27 protein-coding genes are annotated in these 24,408 nt (G+C 70.7%); 21 read left to right on the top strand and 6 right to left on the bottom strand.

Features of this window, described 5'->3' with window-relative positions; all coding sequences use genetic code 11:
• Nucleotides 1–104 precede the first annotated feature (104 nt).
• The 11 genes from AB0B94_RS04545 (at nt 105) to AB0B94_RS04495 (ending at nt 11,206) form a co-directional block, all read left to right on the top strand.
• On the top strand, nt 105–470 hold the full coding sequence (locus AB0B94_RS04545; protein ID WP_124853905.1) for a DUF485 domain-containing protein: 366 nt from the start codon (nt 105–107) through the stop codon (nt 468–470).
• Nucleotides 448–2,139, top strand: a complete 1,692-nt coding sequence (locus tag AB0B94_RS04540; protein ID WP_357268176.1) for a cation acetate symporter — start codon at nt 448–450, stop codon at nt 2,137–2,139. Before AB0B94_RS04545 ends, AB0B94_RS04540 begins: the two co-directional genes overlap by 23 nt.
• Nucleotides 2,140–2,228: 89 nt before the next feature.
• On the top strand, nt 2,229–3,206 hold the full coding sequence (locus tag AB0B94_RS04535) for an NAD-dependent epimerase/dehydratase family protein (RefSeq protein WP_357268174.1): 978 nt from the start codon (nt 2,229–2,231) through the stop codon (nt 3,204–3,206).
• A 76-nt stretch (nt 3,207–3,282) separates the two neighbouring features.
• Nucleotides 3,283–4,509: an LCP family protein gene (locus AB0B94_RS04530; RefSeq protein ID WP_357268172.1), complete on the top strand. Its 1,227-nt coding sequence runs from the start codon at nt 3,283–3,285 to the stop codon at nt 4,507–4,509.
• Nucleotides 4,510–4,905: 396 nt separating this feature from the next.
• Nucleotides 4,906–5,937: an LCP family protein gene (locus AB0B94_RS04525; RefSeq protein WP_357268438.1), complete on the top strand. Its 1,032-nt coding sequence runs from the start codon at nt 4,906–4,908 to the stop codon at nt 5,935–5,937.
• 176 nt (nt 5,938–6,113) lie between these two features.
• Nucleotides 6,114–7,076 (top strand): LCP family protein, encoded by a 963-nt coding sequence (locus AB0B94_RS04520; RefSeq protein ID WP_357268436.1) that lies wholly within the window; start codon nt 6,114–6,116, stop codon nt 7,074–7,076.
• Nucleotides 7,077–7,134: 58 nt separating this feature from the next.
• Nucleotides 7,135–7,470 (top strand): rhodanese-like domain-containing protein, encoded by a 336-nt coding sequence (locus tag AB0B94_RS04515; RefSeq protein WP_030487745.1) that lies wholly within the window; start codon nt 7,135–7,137, stop codon nt 7,468–7,470.
• Between the two features lie 10 nt (nt 7,471–7,480).
• Nucleotides 7,481–8,269 carry a glycerophosphodiester phosphodiesterase family protein gene (locus tag AB0B94_RS04510; protein WP_357268170.1) on the top strand — a complete coding sequence of 263 codons (789 nt, stop codon included), beginning with the start codon at nt 7,481–7,483 and terminating at the stop codon, nt 8,267–8,269.
• 54 nt (nt 8,270–8,323) lie between these two features.
• On the top strand, nt 8,324–9,778 hold the full coding sequence (locus AB0B94_RS04505) for a PAS domain-containing sensor histidine kinase (RefSeq protein WP_357268168.1): 1,455 nt from the start codon (nt 8,324–8,326) through the stop codon (nt 9,776–9,778).
• 61 nt (nt 9,779–9,839) lie between these two features.
• The gene (locus tag AB0B94_RS04500; protein ID WP_357268434.1) at nt 9,840–10,259 is read left to right on the top strand and encodes an ATP-binding protein; all 420 of its coding nucleotides are present in this window, start codon (nt 9,840–9,842) and stop codon (nt 10,257–10,259) included.
• 59 nt (nt 10,260–10,318) lie between these two features.
• Nucleotides 10,319–11,206 carry a DUF5926 family protein gene (locus tag AB0B94_RS04495; RefSeq protein WP_357268166.1) on the top strand — a complete coding sequence of 296 codons (888 nt, stop codon included), beginning with the start codon at nt 10,319–10,321 and terminating at the stop codon, nt 11,204–11,206.
• Nucleotides 11,207–11,257: 51 nt separating this feature from the next.
• Here AB0B94_RS04495 and AB0B94_RS04490 read toward each other — a convergent pair whose 3' ends face one another.
• Nucleotides 11,258–12,475 carry an arginine deiminase gene (locus AB0B94_RS04490; protein WP_357268164.1) on the bottom strand — a complete coding sequence of 406 codons (1,218 nt, stop codon included), beginning with the start codon at nt 12,473–12,475 and terminating at the stop codon, nt 11,258–11,260.
• Between the two features lie 163 nt (nt 12,476–12,638).
• On the opposite strand from AB0B94_RS04490, the gene AB0B94_RS04485 reads away from it, so the two are divergent.
• From AB0B94_RS04485 to pheA, 5 genes are all read left to right on the top strand, one after another.
• Nucleotides 12,639–13,376 (top strand): hypothetical protein, encoded by a 738-nt coding sequence (locus tag AB0B94_RS04485; RefSeq protein WP_238670008.1) that lies wholly within the window; start codon nt 12,639–12,641, stop codon nt 13,374–13,376.
• 169 nt (nt 13,377–13,545) lie between these two features.
• Nucleotides 13,546–14,004, top strand: a complete 459-nt coding sequence (locus tag AB0B94_RS04480; RefSeq protein WP_357268161.1) for a hypothetical protein — start codon at nt 13,546–13,548, stop codon at nt 14,002–14,004.
• 75 nt (nt 14,005–14,079) lie between these two features.
• Complete coding sequence (locus tag AB0B94_RS04475; RefSeq protein ID WP_238670010.1) at nt 14,080–14,469, top strand: ACT domain-containing protein; 390 nt, start codon at nt 14,080–14,082, stop codon at nt 14,467–14,469.
• A gap of 207 nt (nt 14,470–14,676) precedes the next feature.
• On the top strand, nt 14,677–15,174 hold the full coding sequence (locus tag AB0B94_RS04470; RefSeq protein ID WP_357268158.1) for a hypothetical protein: 498 nt from the start codon (nt 14,677–14,679) through the stop codon (nt 15,172–15,174).
• Between the two features lie 10 nt (nt 15,175–15,184).
• Entirely contained in the window at nt 15,185–16,138 is a 954-nt protein-coding gene (gene pheA, locus AB0B94_RS04465) for a prephenate dehydratase (protein ID WP_357268156.1), read from the top strand.
• Nucleotides 16,139–16,222: 84 nt separating this feature from the next.
• Here pheA and AB0B94_RS04460 read toward each other — a convergent pair whose 3' ends face one another.
• The 3 genes from AB0B94_RS04460 to AB0B94_RS04450 form a co-directional block, all read right to left on the bottom strand.
• Nucleotides 16,223–16,945, bottom strand: a complete 723-nt coding sequence (locus tag AB0B94_RS04460) for an AIM24 family protein (protein ID WP_354969821.1) — start codon at nt 16,943–16,945, stop codon at nt 16,223–16,225.
• A gap of 96 nt (nt 16,946–17,041) precedes the next feature.
• Entirely contained in the window at nt 17,042–17,389 is a 348-nt protein-coding gene (locus AB0B94_RS04455) for a metallopeptidase family protein (protein ID WP_238670058.1), read from the bottom strand.
• A gap of 149 nt (nt 17,390–17,538) precedes the next feature.
• Nucleotides 17,539–17,970, bottom strand: coding sequence for an OsmC family protein (locus tag AB0B94_RS04450; protein ID WP_355417875.1), 432 nt, complete (start codon nt 17,968–17,970; stop codon nt 17,539–17,541).
• 131 nt (nt 17,971–18,101) lie between these two features.
• On the opposite strand from AB0B94_RS04450, the gene AB0B94_RS04445 reads away from it, so the two are divergent.
• The 3 genes from AB0B94_RS04445 (at nt 18,102) to AB0B94_RS04435 (ending at nt 20,725) form a co-directional block, all read left to right on the top strand.
• Entirely contained in the window at nt 18,102–18,839 is a 738-nt protein-coding gene (locus AB0B94_RS04445) for a hypothetical protein (RefSeq protein ID WP_357268154.1), read from the top strand.
• 252 nt (nt 18,840–19,091) lie between these two features.
• Complete coding sequence (locus AB0B94_RS04440) at nt 19,092–19,913, top strand: HAD hydrolase family protein (RefSeq protein WP_357268152.1); 822 nt, start codon at nt 19,092–19,094, stop codon at nt 19,911–19,913.
• Nucleotides 19,913–20,725, top strand: coding sequence for an HAD family hydrolase (locus AB0B94_RS04435; protein WP_357268150.1), 813 nt, complete (start codon nt 19,913–19,915; stop codon nt 20,723–20,725). Before AB0B94_RS04440 ends, AB0B94_RS04435 begins: the two co-directional genes overlap by 1 nt.
• A 3-nt stretch (nt 20,726–20,728) precedes the next feature.
• Here the strand turns inward: AB0B94_RS04435 and AB0B94_RS04430 are convergent, their stop codons facing one another.
• On the bottom strand, nt 20,729–21,331 hold the full coding sequence (locus AB0B94_RS04430) for a bacterial proteasome activator family protein (RefSeq protein ID WP_091396749.1): 603 nt from the start codon (nt 21,329–21,331) through the stop codon (nt 20,729–20,731).
• 84 nt (nt 21,332–21,415) lie between these two features.
• Here AB0B94_RS04430 and AB0B94_RS04425 point away from each other — a divergent pair, with 84 nt between their 5' ends.
• Entirely contained in the window at nt 21,416–22,213 is a 798-nt protein-coding gene (locus AB0B94_RS04425) for an alpha/beta fold hydrolase (RefSeq protein ID WP_357268148.1), read from the top strand.
• 81 nt (nt 22,214–22,294) lie between these two features.
• Nucleotides 22,295–23,482: an ABC transporter substrate-binding protein gene (locus tag AB0B94_RS04420; protein WP_357268146.1), complete on the top strand. Its 1,188-nt coding sequence runs from the start codon at nt 22,295–22,297 to the stop codon at nt 23,480–23,482.
• Nucleotides 23,483–23,550: 68 nt separating this feature from the next.
• Here AB0B94_RS04420 and ddaH read toward each other — a convergent pair whose 3' ends face one another.
• The gene (gene ddaH / locus AB0B94_RS04415; RefSeq protein WP_238670019.1) at nt 23,551–24,384 is read right to left on the bottom strand and encodes a dimethylargininase; all 834 of its coding nucleotides are present in this window, start codon (nt 24,382–24,384) and stop codon (nt 23,551–23,553) included.
• Nucleotides 24,385–24,408: the final 24 nt, after the last annotated feature.

The raw sequence follows: 24,408 nt of genomic DNA, 5'->3' as shown, positions 1-24,408 counted from the left end.
GGCGCACTCGCCGACCGGCGTCGATCTCAGCCTTCCCTGCCGGGGAGTGCGCTCTTTACGGTGCGCGAAACTCCTCTGACGCCTGTGAAGGTGGTGATCCACAGATGTCCACGGACACACCCGCTCCGGCTGCCTCCCAGTCGGACAAGTACCTGGCCGTACAACGGTCGGACGAGTTCGCCGGGCTGCGGCGTGCGCTGCGCGGCTTCGTCTTCCCGATGACCGTCGCGTTCTTCCTGTGGTATGCGCTCTACGTCATTCTCTCCGCGTACGCCCGGGACTTCATGGGCACGAAGCTGTTCGGCAGCAACATCAACGTCGCACTGGTCTTCGGCCTGCTCCAGTTCGTCTCCACGTTCCTGATCGCCTGGCTCTACTCCCGGTACGCGGACCGGAAGATCGACCCCATCGCGGACCGGATCCGCGCCGAGATCGGGGAGGTGACCCATGAGCAAGGTCCTCGCGGTTGAGACGTTCCTCGCGGCCGAGGCGGGCGATCACACCGCCCGCAACCTGACCATCACACTCTTCCTGGTCTTCGTGGCGGTGACCCTGGGCATCACCATCTGGGCCAGCCGACAGACCAAGACGGCCACCGACTTCTACGCGGGCGGCCGGTCCTTCTCCGGCTTCCAGAACGGCATGGCGATCGGCGGCGACTACATGTCGGCCGCCTCGTTCCTCGGCATCGCCGGCATCATCGCGCTGTACGGCTACGACGGCTTCCTCTACTCGATCGGCTTCCTGGTCGCCTGGCTGGTGGCCCTGCTGCTGGTCGCGGAGCTGCTGCGGAACTCGGGCCGGTACACGATGGCGGACGTGCTGGCCTTCCGGATGCGCCAACGTCCGGTGCGTACGGCGGCGGCGGTCTCCACCATCACGGTGTCGATCTTCTACCTGCTCGCCCAGATGGTTGGCGCTGGCGCGCTGGTAGCGCTGCTGCTCGGCATCCGGCCGGGGACGACCTTCCTCGGCATGGACGCGGCCACCGCGAAGGTGGCCACCATCATCATGGTCGGCACCCTGATGATCATCTACGTGACCGTGGGTGGCATGAAGGGCACCACCTACGTGCAGATCGTCAAGGCGTTCCTGCTCATGGGCGGCGCGCTGTTGATGACCATCCTGGTGCTGGCGAAGTTCAACTTCAACCTGTCGGAGCTGCTCGGCCAGGCGGCCGCCGCTTCCGGCAAGGGCAGCGCGTTCCTCGAACCCGGGCTCCGGTACGGCGTCGAGGTGGCCGGCAACTCGACGCAGACGTTCTACAACAAGGTCGACCTGCTGTCGCTTGGCATCGCCCTGGTGCTGGGCACCGCCGGCCTGCCGCACATCCTGATCCGCTTCTACACGGTGCCGACGGCGAAGGCGGCCCGTAAGAGCGTGCTCTGGGCGATCGGCATCATCGGCACCTTCTACCTGCTCACTCTGGCCCTCGGCTTCGGTGCGGCGGCGCTGGTCGGCAGCCAGGCGATCACGGCACAGGACAAGGCCGGCAACACCGCGGCGCCGCAGCTGGCCGAAGCGCTCGGCATCGACTTCTTCGGCGGCGAACTCGGCGGGGCAGCCCTGCTGGCGATCATCGCGGCGGTCGCCTTCGCCACCATCCTCGCGGTGGTCGCCGGGTTGACGCTGGCGTCGTCGTCCAGCCTGGCGCACGACTTCTACGCCAACGTGCTGAAGAAGGGTGAGGCGTCGGAGCGGCAGGAGGTGCGGGTCGCCCGGATCTCCGCCCTGGGGATCGGCGCGGTCTCGATCGCTCTGTCGATCTACGCCCAGAACCTCAACGTGGCGTTCCTGGTGGCGCTGGCCTTCGCTGTCGCCGCCTCGGGCAACCTGCCGGCGATCCTCTACAGCCTCTTCTGGCGGCGGTTCAACACCTCCGGCGCGGTGTGGTCGATCTACGGCGGACTGCTCTCGGCAGTGCTGCTGGTGTTCTTCTCGCCGGTGGTCTCCGGTGCGGCGACCTCGATGTTCCCGGACCACGACTGGCAGTGGTTCCCGCTGTCCAACCCGGGCATCCTCTCCATCCCGTTCGGTTTCCTCTGCGGGTGGATCGGCACTGTCATCTCCAAGGAGCACGACGAGGACAAGTACGCGGAGCTGGAGGTGCGCGCCCTCACCGGCGCTGGCGCCCACTGATCGCGGCACCTGTCGAGGGGTCCCCTGTTGACGTACGACGTCAACAGGGGACCCCTTCCGCGAATTCGGCTGTCGGTAGGCTGAGCCGCATGAAGGTTGCTGAGCGCTTTGGTTCCGATCACCGCGTCCTCGTCACCGGCGGAGCTGGCTTCGTCCCGTCGCACCTGGTGGACGCCCTGATCGCCCGAGGCTGCACGGTGGTGGCGCTGGACAACTTCGTGACCGGCTCCAAGGAGAACGTCGCCCACCTGCTGGATCGGCCGACCTTCACCCTCGTCGAGGCGGACATCTCCGACGGTCTGCCGACCCACCACCCGACGCTGGCCGAGCGGTTCGACGCGATCCTGCACATGGCCTCTCCGGCCAGCCCCACCGACTTCGCCCAGTTGCCGGTGGAGATCCTCCGGGTCGGCTCGGTCGGCACCCTGCACCTGCTGGAGCGCGCTGCCGCCGACGGCGCCCGGTTCCTGATGGCCTCCACCTCCGAGGCGTACGGGGACCCGAAGGAGCACCCGCAGCGGGAGACCTACTGGGGCAACGTCAACCCGATCGGGGTCCGCAGCGTCTACGACGAGGCCAAGCGCTTTTCCGAGGCCGCGACGATGGCGTACCACCGCTATCGCGGGCTCGACGCGGCGATCGTCCGGATCTTCAACACGTACGGCCCGCGGATGCGCCCGGACGACGGCCGCGCCATCCCCACCTTCATCTCCCAGGCGCTGCGGGGCGAGCCGATCACCGTGCACGGCACGGGCAACCAGACCCGGTCCATCTGCTTCGTCGAGGATCTGGTGCGCGGCATCCTGCTGCTGCTCGACTCGACCGAGACGGGCCCGGTCAACTGCGGCACCGAGCACGAGCTGACCATGCGGCAACTCGCCGAGTTGATCGTGTCGCTCTCCGACAGCACCTCGAAGGTGACCTATGTCACCCGCAGCTCGGATGACCCGGAGATGCGCCGACCGGATCTGACGCTCGCTCGTGAACTGCTCGGGTACGAGCCGTCGGTAGCGCCCGAAGATGGCCTGCGACGCACGATCGAGTACTTCCGCTCGCGGCTAGGGTAACCAGATTCTCGCGTACCGCCTGTCGCTGAGTGTCGCCTGAAGGCGGCAGTGGCTCCCGCTACGTACCCTGAGTTACATGTCCGCGACCTCGTCTGCCGGCGTCCCGCATCCGTACCTGCACCGCAGCGCCGGGCGCGCATCGGTGCCCGGCCCCGATCGGGCCGCCTCCGGGCGTGCCCGTCCGACCGAGGCGCGCTTCTACCCGCCGTACGACGAGGAGCAGCCTCGCTCCGGCGGCCCGGCGGGGCCCACCGGGCCCGGCGGCCCGGGTGGCACCGGCGGATCGGGGCGGCGCGGCCCGCGACCGCGCTGGGGTCGGATCGCCCTGGTGGCCGGGGCCGCGGTGCTGGTGCTGGCGCTGCTCGGCAGCGTCGGCGCCTGGTTGTACGCCCGCAACCTCAACGGTGACCTGGCCCGCACCGACCCGTTCGCGGAGATCACCGGCGGTCGGCCCACCAAGACCGTCGACGGCGCGCTGAACATCCTGCTGGTCGGCAGCGACTCACGGGACCCGGACGCGCCGGTCGACAGCAAGAGTCAGTGGCGCGCCGACACGATCATCGTCATGCACATCCCGGCCGACCACCAGGAGGCCTACCTGGTCTCGATCCCCCGGGACCTGTACGTGCCGATCCCGGAGAGCGCCGGCGCGGACTGCGGCTCGGGCTCGCGCGCGAAGATCAACGCAGCGTTCGCGTTCGGTGGGCTGCCGCTGGCGGTACGCACCGTGGAGTGCTTCACCGACGTCCGGATCGACCACGTGATGGCGATCGACTTCGGCGGCTTCAAGGAGGTCACCGACGCTCTCGGCGGGGTGGACCTGAAGGTGGAGCGCACCATCACCTCGATCCACAAGCCGTACCGGACCTTCACCAAGGGCACCAACCACATGGACGGCGCGGAGGCGCTGGACTGGATCCGCCAGCGCAAGCAGTTCCCGGACGGGGACTTCGCCCGGATGCGGCACCAGCAGGAGTTCCTTCGGGCACTGATGGACAAGGCGGCCAGCACCGGCACACTGGCGAACCCGAAGAAGCTCAACGATTTCCTCAAGTCGGTGACCGCGGCCGTAACCGTCGACCAGACTTTCTCGGTTACAGACATGGCGCTGCAGTTCCGTAACCTGCGCGGCCAGAACCTCACCTTTGTGACCAGCCCGAACTCGGGCAGCGACACGATCAACGGCGAGTCGGTGGTGGTGTCGGACCGGGAGAAGGCGCTCGCGATGTACCAGGCGATGTCCGGAGACACGATGGCCGACTGGGTCAAGGCGAACCCGCCGAAGAGCAACGACGGCGGCTGACCGCGGCCCGGCTGGCACCAGCCGTTCGGGTCATCGAGCGGCGACGATCGACTGAGTCTGCGAAATTCGACGTCCGGATTGACCCGGGATGAACTCGCCAAGTCGATTTGATGTACGTACAGTGGTGCCGCCCCCTCCTGATCACGAGCTGGAGCATGCATGCCGGTTCAGGCCAGTCGTCGCCCCTCTTCCTCCGGGTCCGCCGCCCCCAGCGGTCGAGTCGCTGCGGCCATACCCGCCCAGGCACGCCCCTCAGGCGGCGGGCCGGGCTCGCGTCCGCCCGGCAGCGGCGGTGGTGGCGGGGGCGACCGCCCGGGTGGTGGTGGGTCGAAGAAGCGGACGAAGCGCAAGGACCCGCTCTGGGCCAGGCTGACAGTTGTCTTCGGTGCCGTGCTGATGCTGAGCAGCGGGGTGGCCATCGTCGGCAGCAAGGCGCTGATCGGGCAGGCGACCGGCGGCATCGCGAAGGGCAACCTGCTGGGTGACGCCGGCAAGTCCGACGCGGAGGGTGGCGCGAGCCTGGACGGCCCGATCGACATGCTGCTGCTCGGCGTGGACGCGCGGGAGCGCTGGGCCGCCGACGACGTCCGCTCGGACAGCATCATCGTCCTGCACATTCCGGCCACCCACGACCAGGCGTACCTGATCTCGATCCCTCGGGACACCGAGGCGCAGATCCCGGCCTTCAAGAAGAGCGGCTACGGCGGCGGCTCCGGAAAGATCAACGCCGCGTTCCAGGCCGGTGCCGCCAACGGCGGTGGCTGGGAGGGTGGCGCCCAGCTGATGGCCCAGACGATCAAGCGGCTCACCGGGATCAGCTTCGACGGCGCGGCGATCATCAACTTCGGTGGTTTCAAGAACGTCATCGACACCCTGGGCACTGTGCGGATCTGTGTCAGCCAGGAGGTCAAGTCGCTGCACATGTCGTACGTCGACGGCAAGCCGATGTGGAACGCGGATGCCAAGAAGACCGGCAAGGAGCGGACCCCGGTGGTGCACAAGAAGGGCTGCCAGGAGATGGAGGGTTGGGCCGCGCTCGACTACTCCCGCCAGCGCAAGTCCCTCAAGAACGGCGACTACGACCGGCAGGCCAACCAGCAGCAGCTGATCAAGGCGATGGCGAAGAAGGCCACCGAGGGCGGGATGTTGTCCAACCCGGCCAAGATGAACAACCTGATCAAGGCGGCGGGCAAGGCGTTCGTGCTGGACACCGGCGGCGTGCCGATCGAGGACTTCATCTTCACCATGCGCGGGGTCACCGGCAACGAGCTGACCATGCTCAAGACCAACAACGGCACCTTCAACGCCAACAACAACAACACCGAGGGCCTGAACGAAGAGACGATGGCGATGTTCCAGGCGGTCAAGCAGGACAAACTCGCCGAGTTCGTCTTCACCCACCCCGAGGTGATCTCCAGCCGCAAGTGAGGCCCGGAAGTGGCGGAAAGCCAGCGACGGCCCCCTCACCGCCCGTAGCCTGACGTGAGCAGGTTTCACGTATCGGCTGCGGGGAGGCGGTCACGTCCAGGTGGGGACGGAACGCAGCGGACCGGGCCGGAGCGGGCCCGTCCGCCCGGTCGCCTCGCGCCCGTTGGCCGCGCGTCCTGCTCGGCATCGGCCTGGCTCTCGTCCTGCTGGCGGGGCTCGCCGTGGCCGGGCTCAAGACGCTCAGCCACCGCTACGACCGCACCGTGACAAAGGAGCAGCTGCTCGACGCGGACGCCCGCACCGAGCGCACCGACCTGGACGGGCCGCTCAACTATCTCCTGGTCGGCTCCGACCGGCGCCCGGGCGACAGCGGCCCGGACCAACGCTCGGACACCATCCTCATCGTGCACGTCCCCGCCGGGCAGCGGGAGGCGTACCTGGTCTCCATTCCGCGTGACCTGCTGGTCGCGATCCCGCCCGCGAACGGCTTCGGCGGCGGTCAAGACAAGATCAACGCCGCGTACGAGCACGGCGGCGGCGGGCAGGCCGGCGCCCAACTGCTCTCCGCCACCCTGCACCGGCTCACCGGAATCCGGTTCGACGGCGCCGCGCTGATCGACTTCTCCGGCTTCCGGAAGGTGATCGACCTGCTCGGCGGGGTGGAGATGTGCGTGGACACCGAGGTCCGCTCGATCCACACCAACCGGGTCTTCGCCACCGGCTGCCACCAGATGGACGGGGCACAGGCCCTGGACTACGTCCGACAGCGCTACGACCTGCCTGGCGGTGACTACGACAGGCAGCACCACCAGCAGCAGCTGCTCCGGGCGATGTTGGACAGCGCCGGCAGGGCGGACCTGCGGAGCAACCCCGTCAAACTTGACCAGGTGCTCCGGGCGGTCGGCGGCTCGTTGACAGTCGACACCAACGGCGTACCCCTGGAGGACCTGCTCCTCGCGCTGCGCGCGCTGCCGCCCGACGGGATGCGTGGCGTCCAGGTGCCCTCCTCGCCGCAGACGATCGACGAGGTCTCGTACGTGGTGCTGGACAACGGCGGCAACGGGCTCTTCGAGGCGCTGCGCGGCACCCGGGTGCCGGCCTGGGCGCAGGCCAACCCCCGCTGGGTGACCCGGTTGTGACAGTGGCGACGGCCCGGTCGGTGCCGAACCGGGCCACGAGGATCTAGTGTTGCTTCCTGTGTTCGGACCCCAGGTTCCCACCGTGCCCGTGACCGAGATCGCCGACGAGACCTACCTGCTGGACGTGCGGGAGGACGACGAATGGGCGGCCGGCCATGCGCCCACCGCCCACCACCTGCCGATGATGGAACTACCGGCCCGGCTGGCCGAGGTGCCCACCGACCGGGAGGTGGCTGTCGTCTGCCGTTCCGGCGGGCGTTCCGCCCAGGTCGTCGCCTACCTGATCAACAACGGCTGGGAGCAGGTGCGCAACGCCGACGGCGGGATGCGCCAGTGGGCTGCGGTCGGCCGACCGGTGGTCGACGCGAACGGGCAGCCCGGCCAGGTCATCTGAGGCCGGCGGAATGGGCGGGCCACTGGTCTTCGCGCACCGCGGCGCCTCGTTCGACCTACCCGAGCACACCCTCGCCGCGTACCTGCGCGCCCTCGACGAGGGTGCCGACGGCCTGGAGTGCGACGTCCGGCTGACCCGGGACGGGCACCTGGTCTGCGTACACGACCGACGACTAGACCGCACCAGCAACGGTCGCGGTCTGGTCAGCGCGCGTACGCTCGCCGAGCTGGACGCCCTGGACTTCGGCTCGTGGCACCCGGGCAGCGCCCCGGACGGCGACCTGCCACCGGACGAGTCGCACACCCGCCTGCTGACCCTGGCCCGGCTCCTGGACGCGGTGCTCGCCGCCGGGCGGCCGGTCCGACTGCTGGTGGAGACGAAGCACCCGTCCCGCTACGGCTCGAACGTGGAACGGCGACTGGTCAGCCTGCTGCGCCGGTACGGGCTGGCCGACCCCGCGCCGGACGATCCGGTGCAGGTCACCGTCATGTCGTTCTCGCCGCTGGCGGTCCGTCGGGTGCGCGAGCTGGCCCCGACGCTGCCCACAGTGCTGTTGCTGGAGGTGCTGCCGCGCTGGCTGCGGTTGGGTCGGCTGCCGTTCGGCACCCGGATCGCCGGCCCGGGCATCGGCCTGGTCCGGGCCCGCCCGCAGTTGCTGCCCGCACTGCGGGCGGCCGGCAACGAGGTGTACGTCTGGACGGTCAACGAGCCGACCGACCTGGAGCTGGTGCTGGCCGCCGGGGTGGACGGGATCATCACCGACCGGCCCGCGTACGCCCTCGCCCGGCTGGACCGCTGACCCATCGACCGGGCGGGGGTGCCCAAAACCGGGTCGGCGGGGCAGACTCGGCACATGCCGGAGCGTATCGATTTCCCCGCTCTCCTCGCCGGCCACACCGTCGTGATCGAGATGATCAACTCTGGGGACGCGGGCCTGCCGGTCCTCACCCAACTGCTCCGGGTGGCCCAGCCGGCGCTCGGCGCGACCGGGATGGCGTTCGTCGAGTTCGGTCCGACCGGCGGTCGCGTCATCGCCGCGACCGGTGCGGCGGAGTGGGCCCTCGGTCGTCCACTGGCAGTCGACGACCCGGACACCGTCTGCCTGCTCTCCGGACCACGGGTGCTGCAAGCGCGGGTGAGTGACCTCAACGGCAAGCTGGCCGGCGAGCTGGCCGGCAGCGGCCTGCGCCGGATGGTCGTCTCCCGGGCCGAGATCGGCGGTCACACGGTCGGCAGCCTGCACGCGCTCTATTCGGGCGACGACGAGCCGGGCGCTGAGCAGCAGGGGGTGATCGCCTACCTCGCCTCCTGCGTCGGGCACATGTACGGCGACCAGAGTGGCCTGCCGGTGCACGGCGACGGTCCGGTGGTGGCGGCTCTCGCCGACGGCCTGGCCGTCGTCGACCGGGACGGCCACGTCCGGCTCTGGAACCCGGCCGCCGCCCAGGTCACCGGCCGGACGGTCGAGCAGGCGCTGAGCCGCCCGTTGCCGTTTCCGCTGCCACCCTCCGGGCAGGTTCGGGACCACCGGATGCCGGACGGCCGCTGGCTGCGGATCACCTCCGGCGACCTGCCCGGCCCGGGGACGTTACGGGTGGTCACCTTCCGCGACATCACCGACCAGCAGCGCCGCGACCACGACCGCGAACTGTTCGTCGCGGTGACCAGCCACGAGCTGCGCACCCCGGTCACCGTCATCAAGGGGTACGCGGACACCCTCACCGACCACTGGGAGTCGCTGACCGACGTCGACCGCCGGCAGGCGGCCCGGGTGATCGGACAACGCGCCAACGAGCTGGCCAGGCTGGTCGACCGTCTGCTCAGCTCGGCCGCCGAGGTGGGGCCGGGCGACGACCCTCCCACCCCGTTCGACCTCGGCGAGGCGCTGCGCTCCGCCGTCGTCGACCTGCCGGCGGAGCTGCGCCGCCGGCTGGTGCTCCGCCTCCCGAGTGACCTGCCCAAAGCGCTCGGTCACCGGCCCAGCCTGGCCACAGTGCTGACCGAGTTGACCACCAACGCCGGCAAGTACTCGGCACCTGGCTCTCCCATCGAGATCACCGCATCGGGCGACGGTCATCTGGTGGCGTTCCGGGTCAGCGACCAGGGCATCGGCATCCGGCCCGAGCACGTGGAACGGGCGTTCGACAGGTTCTGGCAGGGCGAGTCCGGCGACCGTCGCGGCTACCCGGGGGCCGGGCTCGGCCTCTATCTCGTCCGCCGGATCGTTGAACAGCAGAATGGATGGGTATCCCTACGTCCGAGGACCGGCGGCGGTACGGTCGCAGAGGTGCGGCTACCACGCGGTTGACCAGGGGTGGCGCGACGTGGAGGCGACGGTGGCAGCGGCAACGAGGGATCGAGCCTGGTGCGTGGTGGTTCCCCACCACCCGGGCGGGGCACGGCTGGCCCGACACCGGCTCGCCGCCGAGCTGGCGGACGTCGTACCCCCGACGCTCCTCGCGGACCTGATCGCGGTGCTCGCGGAGCTGGTGGGCAACGCGGTGCGGCACGCCAGACCGCTGCCCGGCGGCGTGATCCGGGTTGCCTGGCAGCTGCGGCCCTCGGCCGACGGGACACTGATCCAGCTTCGGGTCACCGACGGCGGCAGCGCGAGCGCCGGGCCACGGCTCCGGACGGCCAGCCCGGACGCGGCGGACGGGCGCGGGCTGCACATTGTGGCTGGCCTGGCCACCCGGTGGGGTGTCGAGCAGGACGGCATGGGCCAGCGCGTCTGGGCGGAGTTCGACCCGGTGCCGACACCCCGACCCAATCTGGTGTCAGCGGGCTGAGGACGGCTCGGGCGGGTCCCGGTCACGCCGAGCCGCTCGGGGCTCTAGGCTGTGACGCCGTGACCAAGCGTCGAAAGAGCCAGCGCGCCGCCGCCGACACCACTCCCCGTCGCGAGAAGGTGCGGGACGTCTTCGTGCCACGTCCGTTCGACGGGCTGGTCGACGAGTCCGAGTGGATCGCGCTGCGCGAGTTGGTGCCCGCCGCCTCCGCCCCGCTGCGGCTGGCGCCCGCCCTGGTCGACGAGTTCGGCGACCGGACGGCGACGCTCGCCACGGTGCTGCCGATGGCTGCCCCGGCGATCACCAAGCCGGACGGCCGGGTGCTGATCGGTCTCCAGCGCCACCAGCAGTCCGGTGACGTGTCGCGGGATCTGGCCGACGCGTTGCTCAGCGCGCTGCGTACCGAGCCGGGTGGCCAGGTGGCCGTGGCGCCACTGCCCGGCCCCGGGCCCCGGCTGCAGGACATCCTCGTGGACGGTCCACTGGACATCACCATGCACGACGGCTTCGACTTCTGGCTCGATCCCGGGGCCGCCGACGATCCGACCGTCCAGGCGTCGCTGGAGCGGGCGAACGCGGCGATCTACCCGACGGTCCGGCTGACCGCGGCCAAGGCCGCGTACTGGTGTCAGGTCCCGGAGAAGGCCCACGTGCGCTGGGTGCTGCCGGACGACGAGGACGCCGCCCTGGACGCGCTGGCCCGCCTCGGCGCGGCCGGCACGCTGACGCTCGGCGAGCAGACCAAGTTCGCCGGCATGTTCCGCGCGCACGGTCGACTCGTGCCGGTGTGGGACCTGCCGGAGGAGACCCCGGCGGCCGAGTGGGAGGAGCCGGTGGCGCAGTTCGCCAAGCGGTACGCCGAGGCGCTCCCCGTCACCGACCCACTCGACGCCGCCGGCCGCCGGGCCCGTCAGGGGCTGCTCGGCCGCCAACTCACCCTGCGCTGAGCCGGGGCGGTCGTTCCGCTCAGCCGGGCAGCGGCTGCGCTCGTCGCGTGCTCAGCCGGCGACGGGTAGCGGGTCGCGGGTGATCGGGCAGGACATGCAGCGCGGTCCGCCCCGACCGGAGCCCAACTCGGAACCGGCGATCGGGATCACCTCGATGCCGGCCCGCTCCAGTTGGGCGTTGGTCTCCGTGTTGCGCTCGTAGCCGACGCAGAGGCGGGGGGCCAGCGCGAGGGTGTTGTTGCCGTCGTCCCACTGCTCGCGTTCAGCGGTGACCGGATCCAGCCCGGTGTCGATGACCCGGAGCAGGTCGAGGTCCATCGCGTCGGCGGCGGCCCGCAGGAACGGCGCCGGCCCGTCCACCCGCGGGTCCTCGCCGTCCCCGCCGGCGATCACCGTGTACGCCGACAGCGTGCTCGCGATGTTGGGGTACATCAGGACGGCGTCCACGTCGACCATCGTGCACACCGTGTCCAGGTGCATGGTGGCGCGCTTCTGGGCGATCGGCACCACCAGGATGGTGTGGGCCAGGCCGGCGGCGAAGACCTGCCGGCCGAGGCGCTCCGCTCCGGCCGGTGTCGTCCGCTCGCCCACCCCGACCGCCAGCACCCCGGGCGCGAGCAGCAGCACGTCCCCGCCCTCCAGATGCTCAAGGCCGGGACGGTAGACGAACTCGGTGCCGGCGAACCGGGGGTGGTGGCGGTAGATGGCGTCGGTCAGTGTGGTCTCCCGGCGGCGGGCCGGCATGGCCAGGCTGGTGACACCCACCCGGTCGCCGATCCACAGCGACGAGTCGCGGGTGAAGAGCAGGTTGGGCAGTGGGTCGATGACGAAGTCGTGTCGGTCCATCAGCGTGTAGACCAGTCCGCCCGGCCGCTCGGAGCTGATCCGCAACTCCTCGTGGGCCAGCCCGGCGGTGAGCACGTCGGCCAGTGCGGCCGGGTCCAGGTAGGAGAGGTGGTCGGCGACGCGGGCCCGCAGCGTGTCGCCGAGCCGCCGGGAGCGCAGCACCTGCTCGGTGAGTTCGGCCCGGGCGTCAGCGACGGCAAGCGTCTCGGCCAGCAGGGTGGCCAGGTAGAGCACCTCGACGCCGCGCTCGCGCAGGGCGGCGGCGAACGCGTCGTGCTCCTCCTGGGCGCGCCCCACCCAGGGGATCGCGTCGAACAGGAGCGAGTCGTTGTTGCGCGGGGTGAGCCGGGCCAGTTCGGGGCCGGGCCGGTGCAGCAGTACGGTGCCGAGCCGCCCGACTTCACTGTCGACGTAGTGGGTCACTCCCGCAGCGTAGGGCAGGGTTTAGCGGCATCCGAGAAAAGAACTGTGGATGAATATGGCATTCATCCACAGTCACTCCGGCGCTCCGGCTTGCCGAACACCGGTAGTGGCAACGTAGGGTAGTGAGGACATAACTTCGAGGGACCTTTTGCCGGAGGTCGCGATGACTGTCTTTCCCGCACGACGAGCCGTACCGTCCGCTCGGGCACTGCCGCCCGTCGCGGTGCCACACCCCCGCGTCGAGGCGCCGGGGGTTCTCGAACCGGTCCGTCCGACACCGCTCGAATGGGCCCGCCGCCGTCGGGCCGAGCGGGGTGCACGCCGCCTGGAGGCGGCCGGCGCACGGGCGCTGGGCCAACTCGACCATCTCGGGCCTGCCTGGCACGTGATCGAGTGGCCGCGCACCGACGTGACAGACGTCCTAGACCGCGGTCAGGACGACCGAGCCGGGTTCCTCGCCATCGGGCCGAGTGGCCTGTTCGCCGTCACCATCGCCGACCACGGCCGGGCCAGGGTGCTCGTCGCGGGCGACGTGGTGCAGATCAACGGCAAGCGGCCCCCGTACGTGGCCGAGTCCCGCCGGGACGCCAAGCGGGCCAGCAAGGCCCTCTCGGACGCGGTGGGGCTGCCAGTTCCGGTGACGCCGGTGCTGACCTTCGTCGGCTCGGGCGTGATCAGCGTCTACGGCCTTCCGAAGGACTGCCTGATGGCCACCCACCGGGAGCTGGACCGGCTGCTCGTGGCCGGCGGCAGCCGGATCAGCCCCGCCACCGCCGAGAAGCTTTCCCGGGTCGCGCAGAACCCGGGCACCTGGCTGAACGGCACGTACCGTCCAACCGCCGACTACCGGTGGTACGACGAGGGCCGAACGGCCGCTGACAAGCCGGCCCACCGCCGGTAACGTCACCGGCGACGCCACGCGGCTCCGGTCCCCCCGTTCGCCTCACCGGTTTCCGCGCCGTCACCGGTCGCCTCGGTTCACGCTGCGCGCCCCGGTGACCCGGTGCGCTCGGTGATTCCGTCGGCGACCCGCTAGCGTGGACAGTCGATCGGTGCACATAGGAGGCGCGGTGGCCCACGTCGAACTTTCGCTCTCGGAAGCGTTCGTGCCGGCGGCGCGGGCCTCGACAGAGCCGGAGTCCGACAACGTCGGCCAATGGTCGTCGACAGTCTCCCGGGCCGACGAGCCGTGCCTGCTGATCGACGCCGACACCCGGGTGGTGGCGATCTCCACGGCCGGTTGCGAGCTGCTCTGTCTCGGTGAGCCAGCCGGGCTGATCGGGCGACCGTTGCTCGATGGCGGGCTGCGCCTGCTCGACTTCACCGCCAACCGGGGCGAGCTGACCGAGGCCGAGATCGACAAGATTCCGCCCCTGCTCGCGCTCTCCTCCGGCCGACTCGCCCGTGGGCTACTCAGGGTGCAGGCCGCCTCGGCGAACAGCTCCGACGCGACAGTCGACGCGATCTCCACCCCGGTGCTCACCGACGGCGCCGTCACCGGCTCCCTCACCTTCTTCTCCGAGGTCTGACCTGCGGCGCAGTGTGTCCTTCGCCGCACGTGGCGTGGCCTGTATGGGTCGGTACGAAGGCCGTAGGGTGCCCTCATGCTCGATATCGCTCTGCTGCCCGGGGAATACGCTCTGTGCCGGCTGGCCGCCGGCAGCACAGTGCCGGACGCGCTGTCGAGCGGGCTGCGCGGCGCGGACGTGGTGACGGTGAGCTGGACCTCCGACGGGATCTCCGTGATCTGCCCGACCGAGCGGGCGCCGGCACAGGCGGTGGTGGAGACGACCTGGCGCTGTCTACGGGTCACCGCCCCGGTGACGCTGGCCGGCACCGGCAGCCTGGCCGCGCTGGTCGACCCGCTCGCCGAGGCACGGGTCAGCGCCGTCACGTTCTCCACGTTCGACACCGACTACCTGCTGGTGCCCACCGTCCGGCTGACCGAGGGCACCGCAGCGCTCCAGCGCGCCGGGCACCGCGTCACCGGCTGACCTTCACCCGACCGGCCGCTCGCCCTACGATGGGCTCGGCCACCCCGGCCGCGACGAATTCTCCGATGTCCCGAGGATCGGCCCGTGCCGTTCACCCCACCCCCGCCCGCGTCCCCCTCACCGCGGTCGACGATCCACCCCCCACCGGCGGCTCCCGGCCGGGCAGCCGACCGCGTTGCGGCGCGCAGCCTCGCCCGAGTCCTGCCGATGGCGCTCGCCGTCGCGGCGCTGGCCGGCTGTGGCGCCCCACCCGGGCTGGGGGAGCCGACCGGCGCTCCCACCCACACCGCGGCCCCGACACCGTCCGGCCCGAGCACCCCACCGGCCACCACCCCGCCCACCACCGCGCCGTCCCTCGGCACCGCCACACCCACCCCGGACGCCGGGTTGGTCGCGACGGCCTGCCGCAACGGGCCGACCGGCCAGCGGGTGCTGCAACTGTTGCGCGGCCGGGCCGGAGTGCTGCCGTCGAACGTCCGGGTCCAGGTCCGCACCGGGCCGCTCTGCGCCGCTGACTGGCAGTTCACAGTGCTGGCTGTGACCGGGCACGAGGAACTCCAGGTGGTCACCCGGGGCGAGCCCGGTTCCCCGGTGCTGGTCACCGCCGGAACGGACGTCTGCACCATCGAGGTACGCGCCACCAGCCCGGCCGGGATTCGCGCCCTCGCCTGCGACGCCGGCCCGGCCAACGGACCGGGTGCGTAGGCTGGTCGGCATGCCGGGAACACCGCCGACACGTTTCGTCTTCCTCGGGCCGGAGGGCACCTTCGCCGAGCAGGCCCTGCGCTCCATACCCGCCGCCGAGCGCGGCACCCGTACGCCCGCCCGCAGCGTCGGCGAGGCGCTGGACAGCGTCCGTGCCGGCGACGCCGATGCCGCGCTGGTGCCACTGGAGAACTCGATCGGCGGCGCGGTGGGCGTCACGCTGGACGAGATGGCCGAGGGCGAGCCGCTGGTGATCACCCGTGAGGTGGTCCTGTCGGTGGAGTTCGTGCTCGCCGCGCGGCCCGACACCCCGCTGACCTCGATCCGCACCGTGGCGGCCCATCCGCAGGCGTCCACCCAGTGCCGGGGCTGGTTACGCGACCACCTGCCCGACGCTGTGGTGGTCGACGTGCTCTCCAACGGCGCGGCCGCCGCCGGTGCCGGCACTGGCGAGTTCGACGCGGCGATCTGCGCACCGATCGGGGCCTCCCGGCACCGACTCACCACACTCGCCGACAAGATCGCCGACCACCCCGACGCGGTGACCCGGTTCGCGCTGGTGTCCCGCCCCGGGCCGCCACCGCCGCCGACCGGTGACGACCTCACCTCGCTCGCGGTCTACATCGCCCACGACCGGGTCGGCGCGCTGCTGTCCGTGCTGATGGAGTTGGCCGTCCGTGGGGTCAACCTGACCCGGATCGAATCCCGGCCGACCGGCGAGGCGTTGGGCCGCTACGTGTTCTTCCTGGACTGTGCCGGCCACGTGGCAGACGTACGCCTGGGCGAGGCGTTGCAGGGACTCCGCAGGGTCTGTGCCGACGTCCGTTTCCTGGGCTCCTACCCCCGGCACCGGTGGGCCGAGGCGGGCGAACGCCAGGTGCCCGCGCCAGCGGGCCTCTCCGACGTCGACTACGCCGACGCGGCGGCCTGGCTGACCCGCCTGCGAACCGGCGAGTTGACCTGAGCGGCGCGGGGCGCCCCCGAGAGAACGGGAGCGCCCGCGCTGCGGTCAGCTCGACAGATCAGGTGCGCCCCGCCCCACTCGCGGTCAGCTCAGCAGACCGCCGAGCAGGCCGCCCTCCTGCTGCTGCTGGCCACTGCCCATGACCGGCGGCTCCTCGGACGGCTGCACCACCACGAAGCCCTGACCGGCGAAGCTCATGGTGAACGACTCACCGGTGCGGCGTCCGAGCAGAGTGCCGAGGCCGAGCTGCTCGGCCCGGTGGTAGCCGGTCTGGAGGTTGGCCGACCAGCAGACCGCGGCCTGAGGGTCGACGTACGTCGGTGCGTCCACGTTCAGCACGACCGGGGTGCCCTTGGTGGTGATGGCGATCCGCCCGTAGCCGCTGAACACACAGTTGAAGAGGCCGGACGAGGACGCCATCCCGGCGCCACCGACCATCCTGATGTCGTACTGGAGGGTGGAGTCGAAGGCGAGCACGCTGCTGCCGTTGATGGAGAGGGCGTCGCCCGGCTCCAGGTCGATGATGTGCACGTCCTTGGCCAGCTCGGCGAGGAAGACGTCACCCTGCCCGGTGACCTTCATCAGCGGGACGCCCTCGCCGGTGAGCTTCTGCTTGAGGAACTTGCCGAGCCCGCCTGAACCCAACGCCTGGAACTGCACGTTCCCCTGGTAGGCGACCATCGACCCGACCCGGGCCATCGCCTCGCCGTTGAGCTCGATCTTCAACATCTTGGAGTTCTGCAACCGCATGCCGGGCTGCGCGGACTCCTTCTCCAGATTCTCCGCGGAGAACAGCTCGCTGCGCATGAAAGGGCCTCCTGAATAGGGTCGCGTTCGCTGCACCGACGGTAGGCGACCTCGGCAAGCACAGGCCATCGGACAGCCGGCGGGTCGCGCGGGGGCTCAGCCCCAGCCGAGCGAATGCAGGCGCGCGTCGTCGATGCCGAAGTGGTGGGCGATCTCGTGCACCACTGTCACCGCCACCTCGTCGATGACGTCCTCGTCGTTGTCGCAGATCCGCAGGATCGGACGGCGGTAGATGAAGATCCGGTCGGGCAGCACGCCGGAGTAGTCCCAGCCGCGCTCGGTGAGCGCATGCCCCTCGTAGAGGCCGAGCAGGTCGACCTCGCCCGGTGGCGGGTCGTCCTCGACCAGGATCACCACGTTGTTCATCAGGCCGAGTAGTTCTTCGGGCACCTCGTCGAGGGCTTCGCCGACCAACTCCTCGAAGCGCTCACGGCTCATCTCCACCGGCACCTCGCCCATTGTGCCCGACGCGGGGGCACGCGGCCCGGTCCTGCTGGACGACAGTGGCCGTCGTCCGCACATGCACGGAAGAAGCGACCACCCAGGATCGGGCGGAGGCTCCTTCCGTGGACGTACGGTGTGGGTCTGCTTGCTCAGGCAGCCAGGCGGGCGTTGAGGGTGATCTCGGCACCCGGCGAGAGCAGACGGGAGATCGGGCAGTTGGCCTTGGCGGCCTCGGCAAGCTTCTGGAACTCCGCGTCGTCGATCCCCGGGACCTGGCCGACCGTCTCCAGGTCGATCCGGGTCACCGTCATGCCGGCGTCGGTCTTGTCCAGGTGCACCTTGGCGGTGGTCTCGACCGAGGTGGCCGTCGAGCCCGCGTCGGCGAGCGCCTTGGAGAACGCCATCGAGAAGCAGCCGGCGTGCGCTGCGGCGATCAGCTCCTCGGGGTTGGTGCCCTCACCCTCCTCGAAGCGCGACTTGAAGGAGTAGTTGCCGGCCAGGCCGCCCTTACCGGTGCGGATGGTGCCCGCGCCCTCGGTGAGATTGCCCTGCCATTGTGCTGAAGCGGTACGGATAGGCATGGGGCAAACGCTAGCGGAAAGGCGACTGCCGAGCGACAGACCGGCGCGCTCGCCAGTCCTGCGATCCCTGTCACCACCAGCTTGCTGTGCCATGATGCGACACAGGTCCGTGACCGGCGGAAGGGTGGCCGATGTCCGAGGAGCTTCCGATCCCGCGGCAGGGTGACCGATCCGAGGCCCCGGCGGTGATCGAGTGGGGTGCCGACGAGCCGGCCCCGCGACGCCGCTTCGCCTGGTCCCTGGGCGACCTCGCGCAGGATCCTCGGCTGCCCCTGCTGCTCGCCGGTCTGGCCGCGGTGGCCGCGATCGCCTCGCTCATCGGTGAGTGGCTGGTGATGAGCCTGCCGAACGGCGGGCCCGACGGCAATGCGACGTTCGAGGTGCCCGCCGGGGTGTCCGAGGTCGGTGGCTTCGGGGTCGGCTATCTGGTCGGGCTTCTCGCCCTCGTCTGCGCCGTGGCGCTGACGTTGCGTGGCACGGCGGCCGTGCGGCCGAACGCCCGGCTGACCGGCCTCACCCTGGCCGGTGCCTTGCTGATGCTGCTGCTAGCCGCCACGGCCAGCCTCGACAACCCCGGTCAGCGAAACTTCTTCTACTCGCTTGAGGACGGCTTTCACATCGAGTACGGCCGTGGACTGGTGATGGCGTTCGTCGCCTGTGTGCTGTTCGGGGCCGCCCTGAAGCTGGCCCCCGCCGCGCCCTCCGGCGCGTTCGGGCCGCCGGACGACGGCCGCTCCGCCGACCCACCGGCGCCGCGCTCCTGGCGCCGCCGCAGAGGCCCCGACCCGATCGAGGACGGCCTACCGGCCCCCGCCGACCTGACAGTCACCCCCGCCGCCCCGTTCACCCGCCCCGACCCCCACCCCTAACCCCCTCACCCACCCACCCTCACTGCGGCGATCTTGCACTTGCTGCGCCGACATACAGCGCATGACACGCAGAACGGCAACCGAGAGTGCAAGATCGCGGGGACGGGTGGGGGCGGGGCGCGAGGGCGTCCGATTCGCCTGGAAGCCATGGATGCGACCCGTTCCGCGAGGTACGGTTGCTGCCCGCCGTCACTCCGGGACTCGGGTTTCCCTGACCCTGGCGGTGCGACGGCGGCGGGCGAAGGAGGAACGATGACCCGCCCGGGACTGCCCAAGTTGATCGCGACCGACCTCGACGGGACGCTGGTCCGCAGCGATGACACCGTCTCCGCGTACACCCATGGGGTGCTCGACCGGGTGCGCGCCGCCGGGATTCCGGTGGTCGGCGCGACCGGACGCGGCCCTCGGTTGACCGAGTTGACCCGCAACGACATCCGGGCCGCCGACTTCCTGGTGATGGCCGGCGGCGGACGGGTGGTCGACCAGAGCGACCCGAGCGGCCCGGTGGTGCTCCGCGACGAGCGGCTCCCCGCCGAGGTGCTGGCCCGGCTCCTCGCCGACCTGGAGGCGGAGGTCGGCCCGCTGACGGTGATGGTCGAGGCGTCCGACGAGCACGATGCCCCGCTGTGGGGCGACTACCACGAGAGCTGGCCCTACCAGGACCGCTTCGAGGCGCGTACTCGCGACGAGTGCCTCGCCTGCGACGTGATCAAGGCGTTCGCCCGGACCGCCGACCATCACGTGGACGAACTGCTGGCGGTGGCCCGCCGGATCGTCCCGCCGCAGGTCGCCACGCTCACCCAGGCCGGGCTCGGCTTCATCGAGATCTGCCCGCCCGGCGTGGACAAGGCGACCGGGCTGACAGTGGTGGCGCAGACCCTCGGGGTCGACCCGGCCGATGTGCTGGTCTTCGGTGACATGCCCAACGACCTGCCGATGTTCGAGTGGGCCGGTTGGTCGCGGGTGGCGGTGGCCAACGCGCACCCCACGCTGCGCGCCGCCGCCGACGAGGTGACCTTGCGCAACGACGACGACGGGGTGGCGGTGTATCTGGACCGGCTACTGTCCCGGTAATGGGAGACACACCCCGCCTCATCGCCAGCGACATCGACGGCACGCTGATCCGCGACGACCACACAGTCAGCCCACGCACCGCCGACCTGCTCGCGCGGATCTCCGCGCGAGGCACGCCGGTCGTCCTGGTCACCGGCCGTCCGGTCCGCTGGCTCAAAATGGTGTACGACCAGCTCGCCCGACCGCTGCCGGCGGTCTGCGCGAACGGCGCCGTTGTCTACGACCCGTTCTCCGACGAGGTGGTGCGGGCTGACCCGCTCGCCCCGCACCACCTGGCCGAGGTCGCCCGGAGGCTACGGGCCGAGGTGCCCGGGATCAGCTTCGCCGTGGAGATCCTGGACAGCCGGGAGATGCGGCACGAGGCGCACTACCCGCTGCGCTGGGACGCCGACGCCAACGGCATCCGGCCGATCGAGACGCCGGAGGAGTTGCTCTCGGTGCCGGCGGTGAAGCTCCTCGCCCGCGCCGGCGAGCAGGACCCTGATGCCTTCGCCGAGCTGATCGCCACGGCGGTGGCGGGGTTGGCCGAGGCAACGCACTCGTCGTCCTCAGGGCTGGTGGAGATCTCGGCAGCCGGGGTGACAAAGGCGGCGGGGCTGGCCTGGTACTGCGACCAGCTCGGGGTGGCCGCGGCGGACGTGCTGGCCTTCGGCGACATGCCCAACGACGTGCCGATGCTGACCTGGGCCGGGCGTGGCGTGGCGGTGGCCAACGCGCACCGCGCCGTCCTGGCGGTCGCCGACGACGTGACGACGGCGAACACCGAGGACGGCGTGGCGGCGTACCTGGAGAAGATCTTCGGGGTGGACTGAAGGTCAGAGGTACTGACCGGTGTTGTGACCCTCGCCGCCGCCCGGCTGGCCGATGCCCGGCATCCCGGGGACGACCCCACCGGGGCCACTGGGCAGCGCCTGCCGGCCGCCACGCATCTGCTCCAGCTGCACCCGGGCGGCCATCTGCTGGGCCACCAGGGCCGCCTGGATGCCGTGGAACAGGCCCTCCAGCCAGCCGACGAGCTGGGCGTGCGCGATCCGCAGCTCGCCCTCGCTGGGGGCCTTGTCCTCGGCGAAGGGCAGCGAGATGCGCTCCAGCTCGTCGCGCAGCTCAGGGGCGAGGCCCTCCTTGAGCTCGACGATCGACCGCTCGTGGATCTCCCGCATCCGGTTGCGGCTGGCGTCGTCGAGAGGCGCGGCCTTCACCTCCTCCAGCAACTGCTTGATCATGCTGCCGATCCGCATCACCTTGGCCGGCTGTTCGACCAGGCGGGTCGGGTCCTCGCCCTGACCCTCGTCGGTCTGCATCGTGCCGATCGGCCGGCCGTCCGGGCCAACCACCACCACCGTGCCCGAGTGGCCGGAGTCGTCGGGGCCGGGCTCGTCGTTCTGTCCAGCGGAGCGCGCTTCGGTCATGGGGTCCATCTTTACCCAGCGGACGCGAGCCATGCCGGCCGGGACCGACTACCGGGGCCGAACCACCCGGGCGGGGCGCGCTACCGTCGCGCCATGCCTGTCGACCCGCGCGCCGTGTTGACCCGGCCCGCACCGGAACCCGACCGGACAGTGGCGTACGGGGACCACCCGGATCAGGTGGCCGATCTGCGTCTCCCGGCGGGAACCGGGCCGGCCCGGCCGCTGGTCGTCGTGGTGCACGGCGGCTTCTGGCGGGCCGAGTACGACAGACGGCACACCGGCCCGCTGGCCGCGGCGCTCGCCGCTGACGGCTACCCGGTGGCGCAGCTGGAATACCGCCGTACCGGGCAGCCCGGAGGTGGCTGGCCGGGCACCCTGACCGACGTGCTGACCGGGGTGGCCGAGCTGCCCGTGCTGGCGGCCGAGGCGCTGCCCGGTCGGGTGAGCCCGGCCCCGCCGATCCTGGTCGGGCACTCCGCCGGCGGCCACCTGGCGCTGTACGTGGCGGCCACCGCCCCGGCAACGGTGGGCGCGGTGCTCGCGCTGGCCCCGGTGGCCGATCTGGGCGAGGCGTACCGGCGGGATCTGGACTCGGGCGCTGTCGCCGCGCTGCTCGGCGGCGGACCGGCACAGGTCCCGGACCGATACGCGGCAGCGGATCCACGGATGTTGGTACCGATACGAACACGGACGGTAGTTGTGCACGGCTCCGACGATCGTCAGGTCCCGGTGGAGATGAGCCGGGATTTCGTCACAGAGGCGCGTGTCACAGGTTCCGATATTTCCCTTGTTGAACTGCCCGGATGCGAGCATTTCGGGCTGATCGACCCGGAGGCCGTCGCCTGGTCTCAGGTGCTCGCCGTGTTGCGGTCCCTGCACGATGATCACTAGCCATTGACGCAGCGTCGCGGACCAGGTAGAACGCCGGTGGGGCGGTGTTCGGCCCTGTAACGCTTCCTTGGAAGGAACTCGGTGTCGCAGATGAATCGCAGGCGGGCGCTCCAACTGTTGGCCGCGCTCGGTACCACCGGGTTCGTCGCCGCGTGTGGCTCAGACGGTGACGCCGATCAGACCGCCGACCGGGGCCCGATCAAGATCGGTTTGATCACGCCGCAGGCCGGTGGTTTCAAGAGCATCGGCGACGACATCACCAATGGCTTCCAGCTCTTCCTCGACCTGCACGACCAGCGGCTGGGCGGCCACCCGGTGGATCTGCTGACCGCCGACGAGGGCGACACCGCGAAGACGGGCAAGGCTGCCGTCGAGGGCCTGCTCAAGCAGGGCGTGCTGGCACTCACCGGCGTGGTCAACTCGGCGGTGATGGTCGGCATCCGGGACACCGTGGAGCAGGCCCGGGTCCCGCTGATCGGCTCCAACGCCTCGCCGAGCAGCCTGCAGAGCGTCTTCTACATCTGGCGGACCTCGTACGTGCTCGACGAGGCTGGCAGGGCGCTGGGCCGCTACCTACGCGACCAACTGCCGGCGAACGGCCGCATCGCGATCATCATGCCGGAGAACGTCGGCAGCCCGGACGTGGTCCGCGGCTTCCGGCAGGAGTTCGGCGCTACCGACCCGCGGATCGGCGACCCGGTGACCTACACCAACGCCACCTCCAACCCCGGCAAGACGACGTACGCCTCGGACATCACCAAGGCGCTGGCCAAGAAGCCCACAGCGGTCTTCTGCTTCTTCGCCGGAGCGGCGGCTGTGGAGTTCATCAAGCAGCTGCGCGAGAAGTTCGCCGGGCCGATCTACGCACCCGGCTTCCTCACCGAGGGCACAGTGCTGGAGAACCTGAAGGACAACGCGCTGGGCATCCAGACCGCGCTGAACTACTCGGCCGACCTGAACAACACGTCGAACCGGGTCTTCGCCTCGGCGTACCGCAAGAAGTACCAGGTCACCCCCACCACGTACGCGATGGCGTCGTACGACGCGGCGCAGGTGCTCGACCAGGCCATCCAACTGGCCGGTGGGAAACCGACCCCGCAGCAGGTCAACCTGGCACTGGGCAAGATCGGCCAGATCGACAGCCCGCGTGGCATCTGGCAGTTCAACCAGCCGCGTACCCCGCAGCAGAAGTGGTACCTGCGCGAGGTGCAGCGCGACGGTCAGGTCATGTCGAACGTGCTGATCAACGAGCTGGCCACGCTGGGCTGAACGCCCACCCGGAGCACGATTCGGGGCCGGTCTCCCAGTGGGAGGCCGGCCCCGAGACGTTCGCGGCGTCAGTGCCGCAACTCGGCGATGCAGCACTTCACGCTGCCGCCGCCCTTCTTCAGCTCGGCCAACTCGACCGGGACCGGGGTGTACCCGGCCGCCTTGAGCTTGCCGGCCAGGCGGGTGGCCTCGCTGTTGAGCACCACGTTCGCGCCGTCGCTGACCAGGTTGAGCCCGAAAGCCATCGCGTCCTCGTCGTCGGCGATCACCGCGTCCGGGAAGAGTTGGGTGAGCACCCGCTGGCTGGCCGCCGAGAACGCGCCCGGGAAGTAGACGACGTTGGCGTCGTCGATGGCCGCGAGCGCCACGTCCAGGTGGTAGAAGCGGGGGTCGATCAGACGCAGCGACACCACCGGACGCCCCAGCGCCTCCTGCGCCTCCGCGTGCGCGGGGATCTCGGTACGGAAGCCGTGCCCGGCCAGGATGAGCCCGCCGTGCGCCTCCGGCACGTACGCGAAGTCGCCCTCACCCTCGTTGGTCTCGCTGGGTGCGATGAACCGCCAGCCCTGCGCTTCGTAGAAGGCGTGGTGGGCGGCGGCCTCGGCGGCCCGCTGCTCGTGCTTGAACCGGGCGCCGTAGACGCTGCCGTCCACCACGAAGCCACCGTTCGCGGCGTAGACCATGTCGGGCAGGCCCTGCTCGGCGGGGAGCAGGTGCACCTCGTGGCCGAGGCCGACAAGCGTCTCGCGCAGCCGGTCCCACTGCTTGACGGCCGCGTCCCGGTCCACCGGTGTGGTCACGTCCATCCACGGGTTGATCGCGTACTCGACAGCGAAGTACTCCGGCGAGCACATGAGATATGTCCGCTTTCGCGGGAAACGCTGCTGGTTCACGGTCACCAAGAGTAGGTACCGTAGAACTTTGAA

The sequence above is a fragment of the Micromonospora sp. NPDC048986 genome (assembly GCF_040649335.1).
Taxonomy (GTDB): Bacteria; Actinomycetota; Actinomycetes; order Mycobacteriales; family Micromonosporaceae; genus Micromonospora; species Micromonospora alfalfae.
Note: the sequence above shows the minus strand (reverse complement) of the source record. Positions and strands in the feature narration are given on the sequence as shown.

Excerpts from the sequence above, each read along its gene's own strand:
- pheA (WP_357268156.1), top strand. The coding sequence starts at position 15,185 with ATGCCGGGAACACCGCCGACACGTTTCGTCTTCCTCGGGCCGGAGGGC.
- AB0B94_RS04435 (WP_357268150.1), top strand. The coding sequence starts at position 19,913 with ATGGGAGACACACCCCGCCTCATCGCCAGCGACATCGACGGCACGCTG.
- AB0B94_RS04425 (WP_357268148.1), top strand. The coding sequence starts at position 21,416 with ATGCCTGTCGACCCGCGCGCCGTGTTGACCCGGCCCGCACCGGAACCC.
- AB0B94_RS04525 (WP_357268438.1), top strand. The coding sequence starts at position 4,906 with ATGCTGAGCAGCGGGGTGGCCATCGTCGGCAGCAAGGCGCTGATCGGG.
- AB0B94_RS04460 (WP_354969821.1), bottom strand. The coding sequence starts at position 16,945 with ATGCGCAGCGAGCTGTTCTCCGCGGAGAATCTGGAGAAGGAGTCCGCG.
- AB0B94_RS04530 (WP_357268172.1), top strand. The coding sequence starts at position 3,283 with ATGTCCGCGACCTCGTCTGCCGGCGTCCCGCATCCGTACCTGCACCGC.
- AB0B94_RS04535 (WP_357268174.1), top strand. The coding sequence starts at position 2,229 with ATGAAGGTTGCTGAGCGCTTTGGTTCCGATCACCGCGTCCTCGTCACC.
- AB0B94_RS04445 (WP_357268154.1), top strand. The coding sequence starts at position 18,102 with ATGTCCGAGGAGCTTCCGATCCCGCGGCAGGGTGACCGATCCGAGGCC.
- AB0B94_RS04475 (WP_238670010.1), top strand. The coding sequence starts at position 14,080 with ATGCTCGATATCGCTCTGCTGCCCGGGGAATACGCTCTGTGCCGGCTG.
- AB0B94_RS04440 (WP_357268152.1), top strand. The coding sequence starts at position 19,092 with ATGACCCGCCCGGGACTGCCCAAGTTGATCGCGACCGACCTCGACGGG.
- AB0B94_RS04505 (WP_357268168.1), top strand. The coding sequence starts at position 8,324 with ATGCCGGAGCGTATCGATTTCCCCGCTCTCCTCGCCGGCCACACCGTC.
- AB0B94_RS04545 (WP_124853905.1), top strand. The coding sequence starts at position 105 with ATGTCCACGGACACACCCGCTCCGGCTGCCTCCCAGTCGGACAAGTAC.
- AB0B94_RS04470 (WP_357268158.1), top strand. The coding sequence starts at position 14,677 with ATGGCGCTCGCCGTCGCGGCGCTGGCCGGCTGTGGCGCCCCACCCGGG.
- AB0B94_RS04540 (WP_357268176.1), top strand. The coding sequence starts at position 448 with ATGAGCAAGGTCCTCGCGGTTGAGACGTTCCTCGCGGCCGAGGCGGGC.
- AB0B94_RS04450 (WP_355417875.1), bottom strand. The coding sequence starts at position 17,970 with ATGCCTATCCGTACCGCTTCAGCACAATGGCAGGGCAATCTCACCGAG.
- AB0B94_RS04485 (WP_238670008.1), top strand. The coding sequence starts at position 12,639 with ATGACTGTCTTTCCCGCACGACGAGCCGTACCGTCCGCTCGGGCACTG.
- AB0B94_RS04510 (WP_357268170.1), top strand. The coding sequence starts at position 7,481 with ATGGGCGGGCCACTGGTCTTCGCGCACCGCGGCGCCTCGTTCGACCTA.
- AB0B94_RS04430 (WP_091396749.1), bottom strand. The coding sequence starts at position 21,331 with ATGGACCCCATGACCGAAGCGCGCTCCGCTGGACAGAACGACGAGCCC.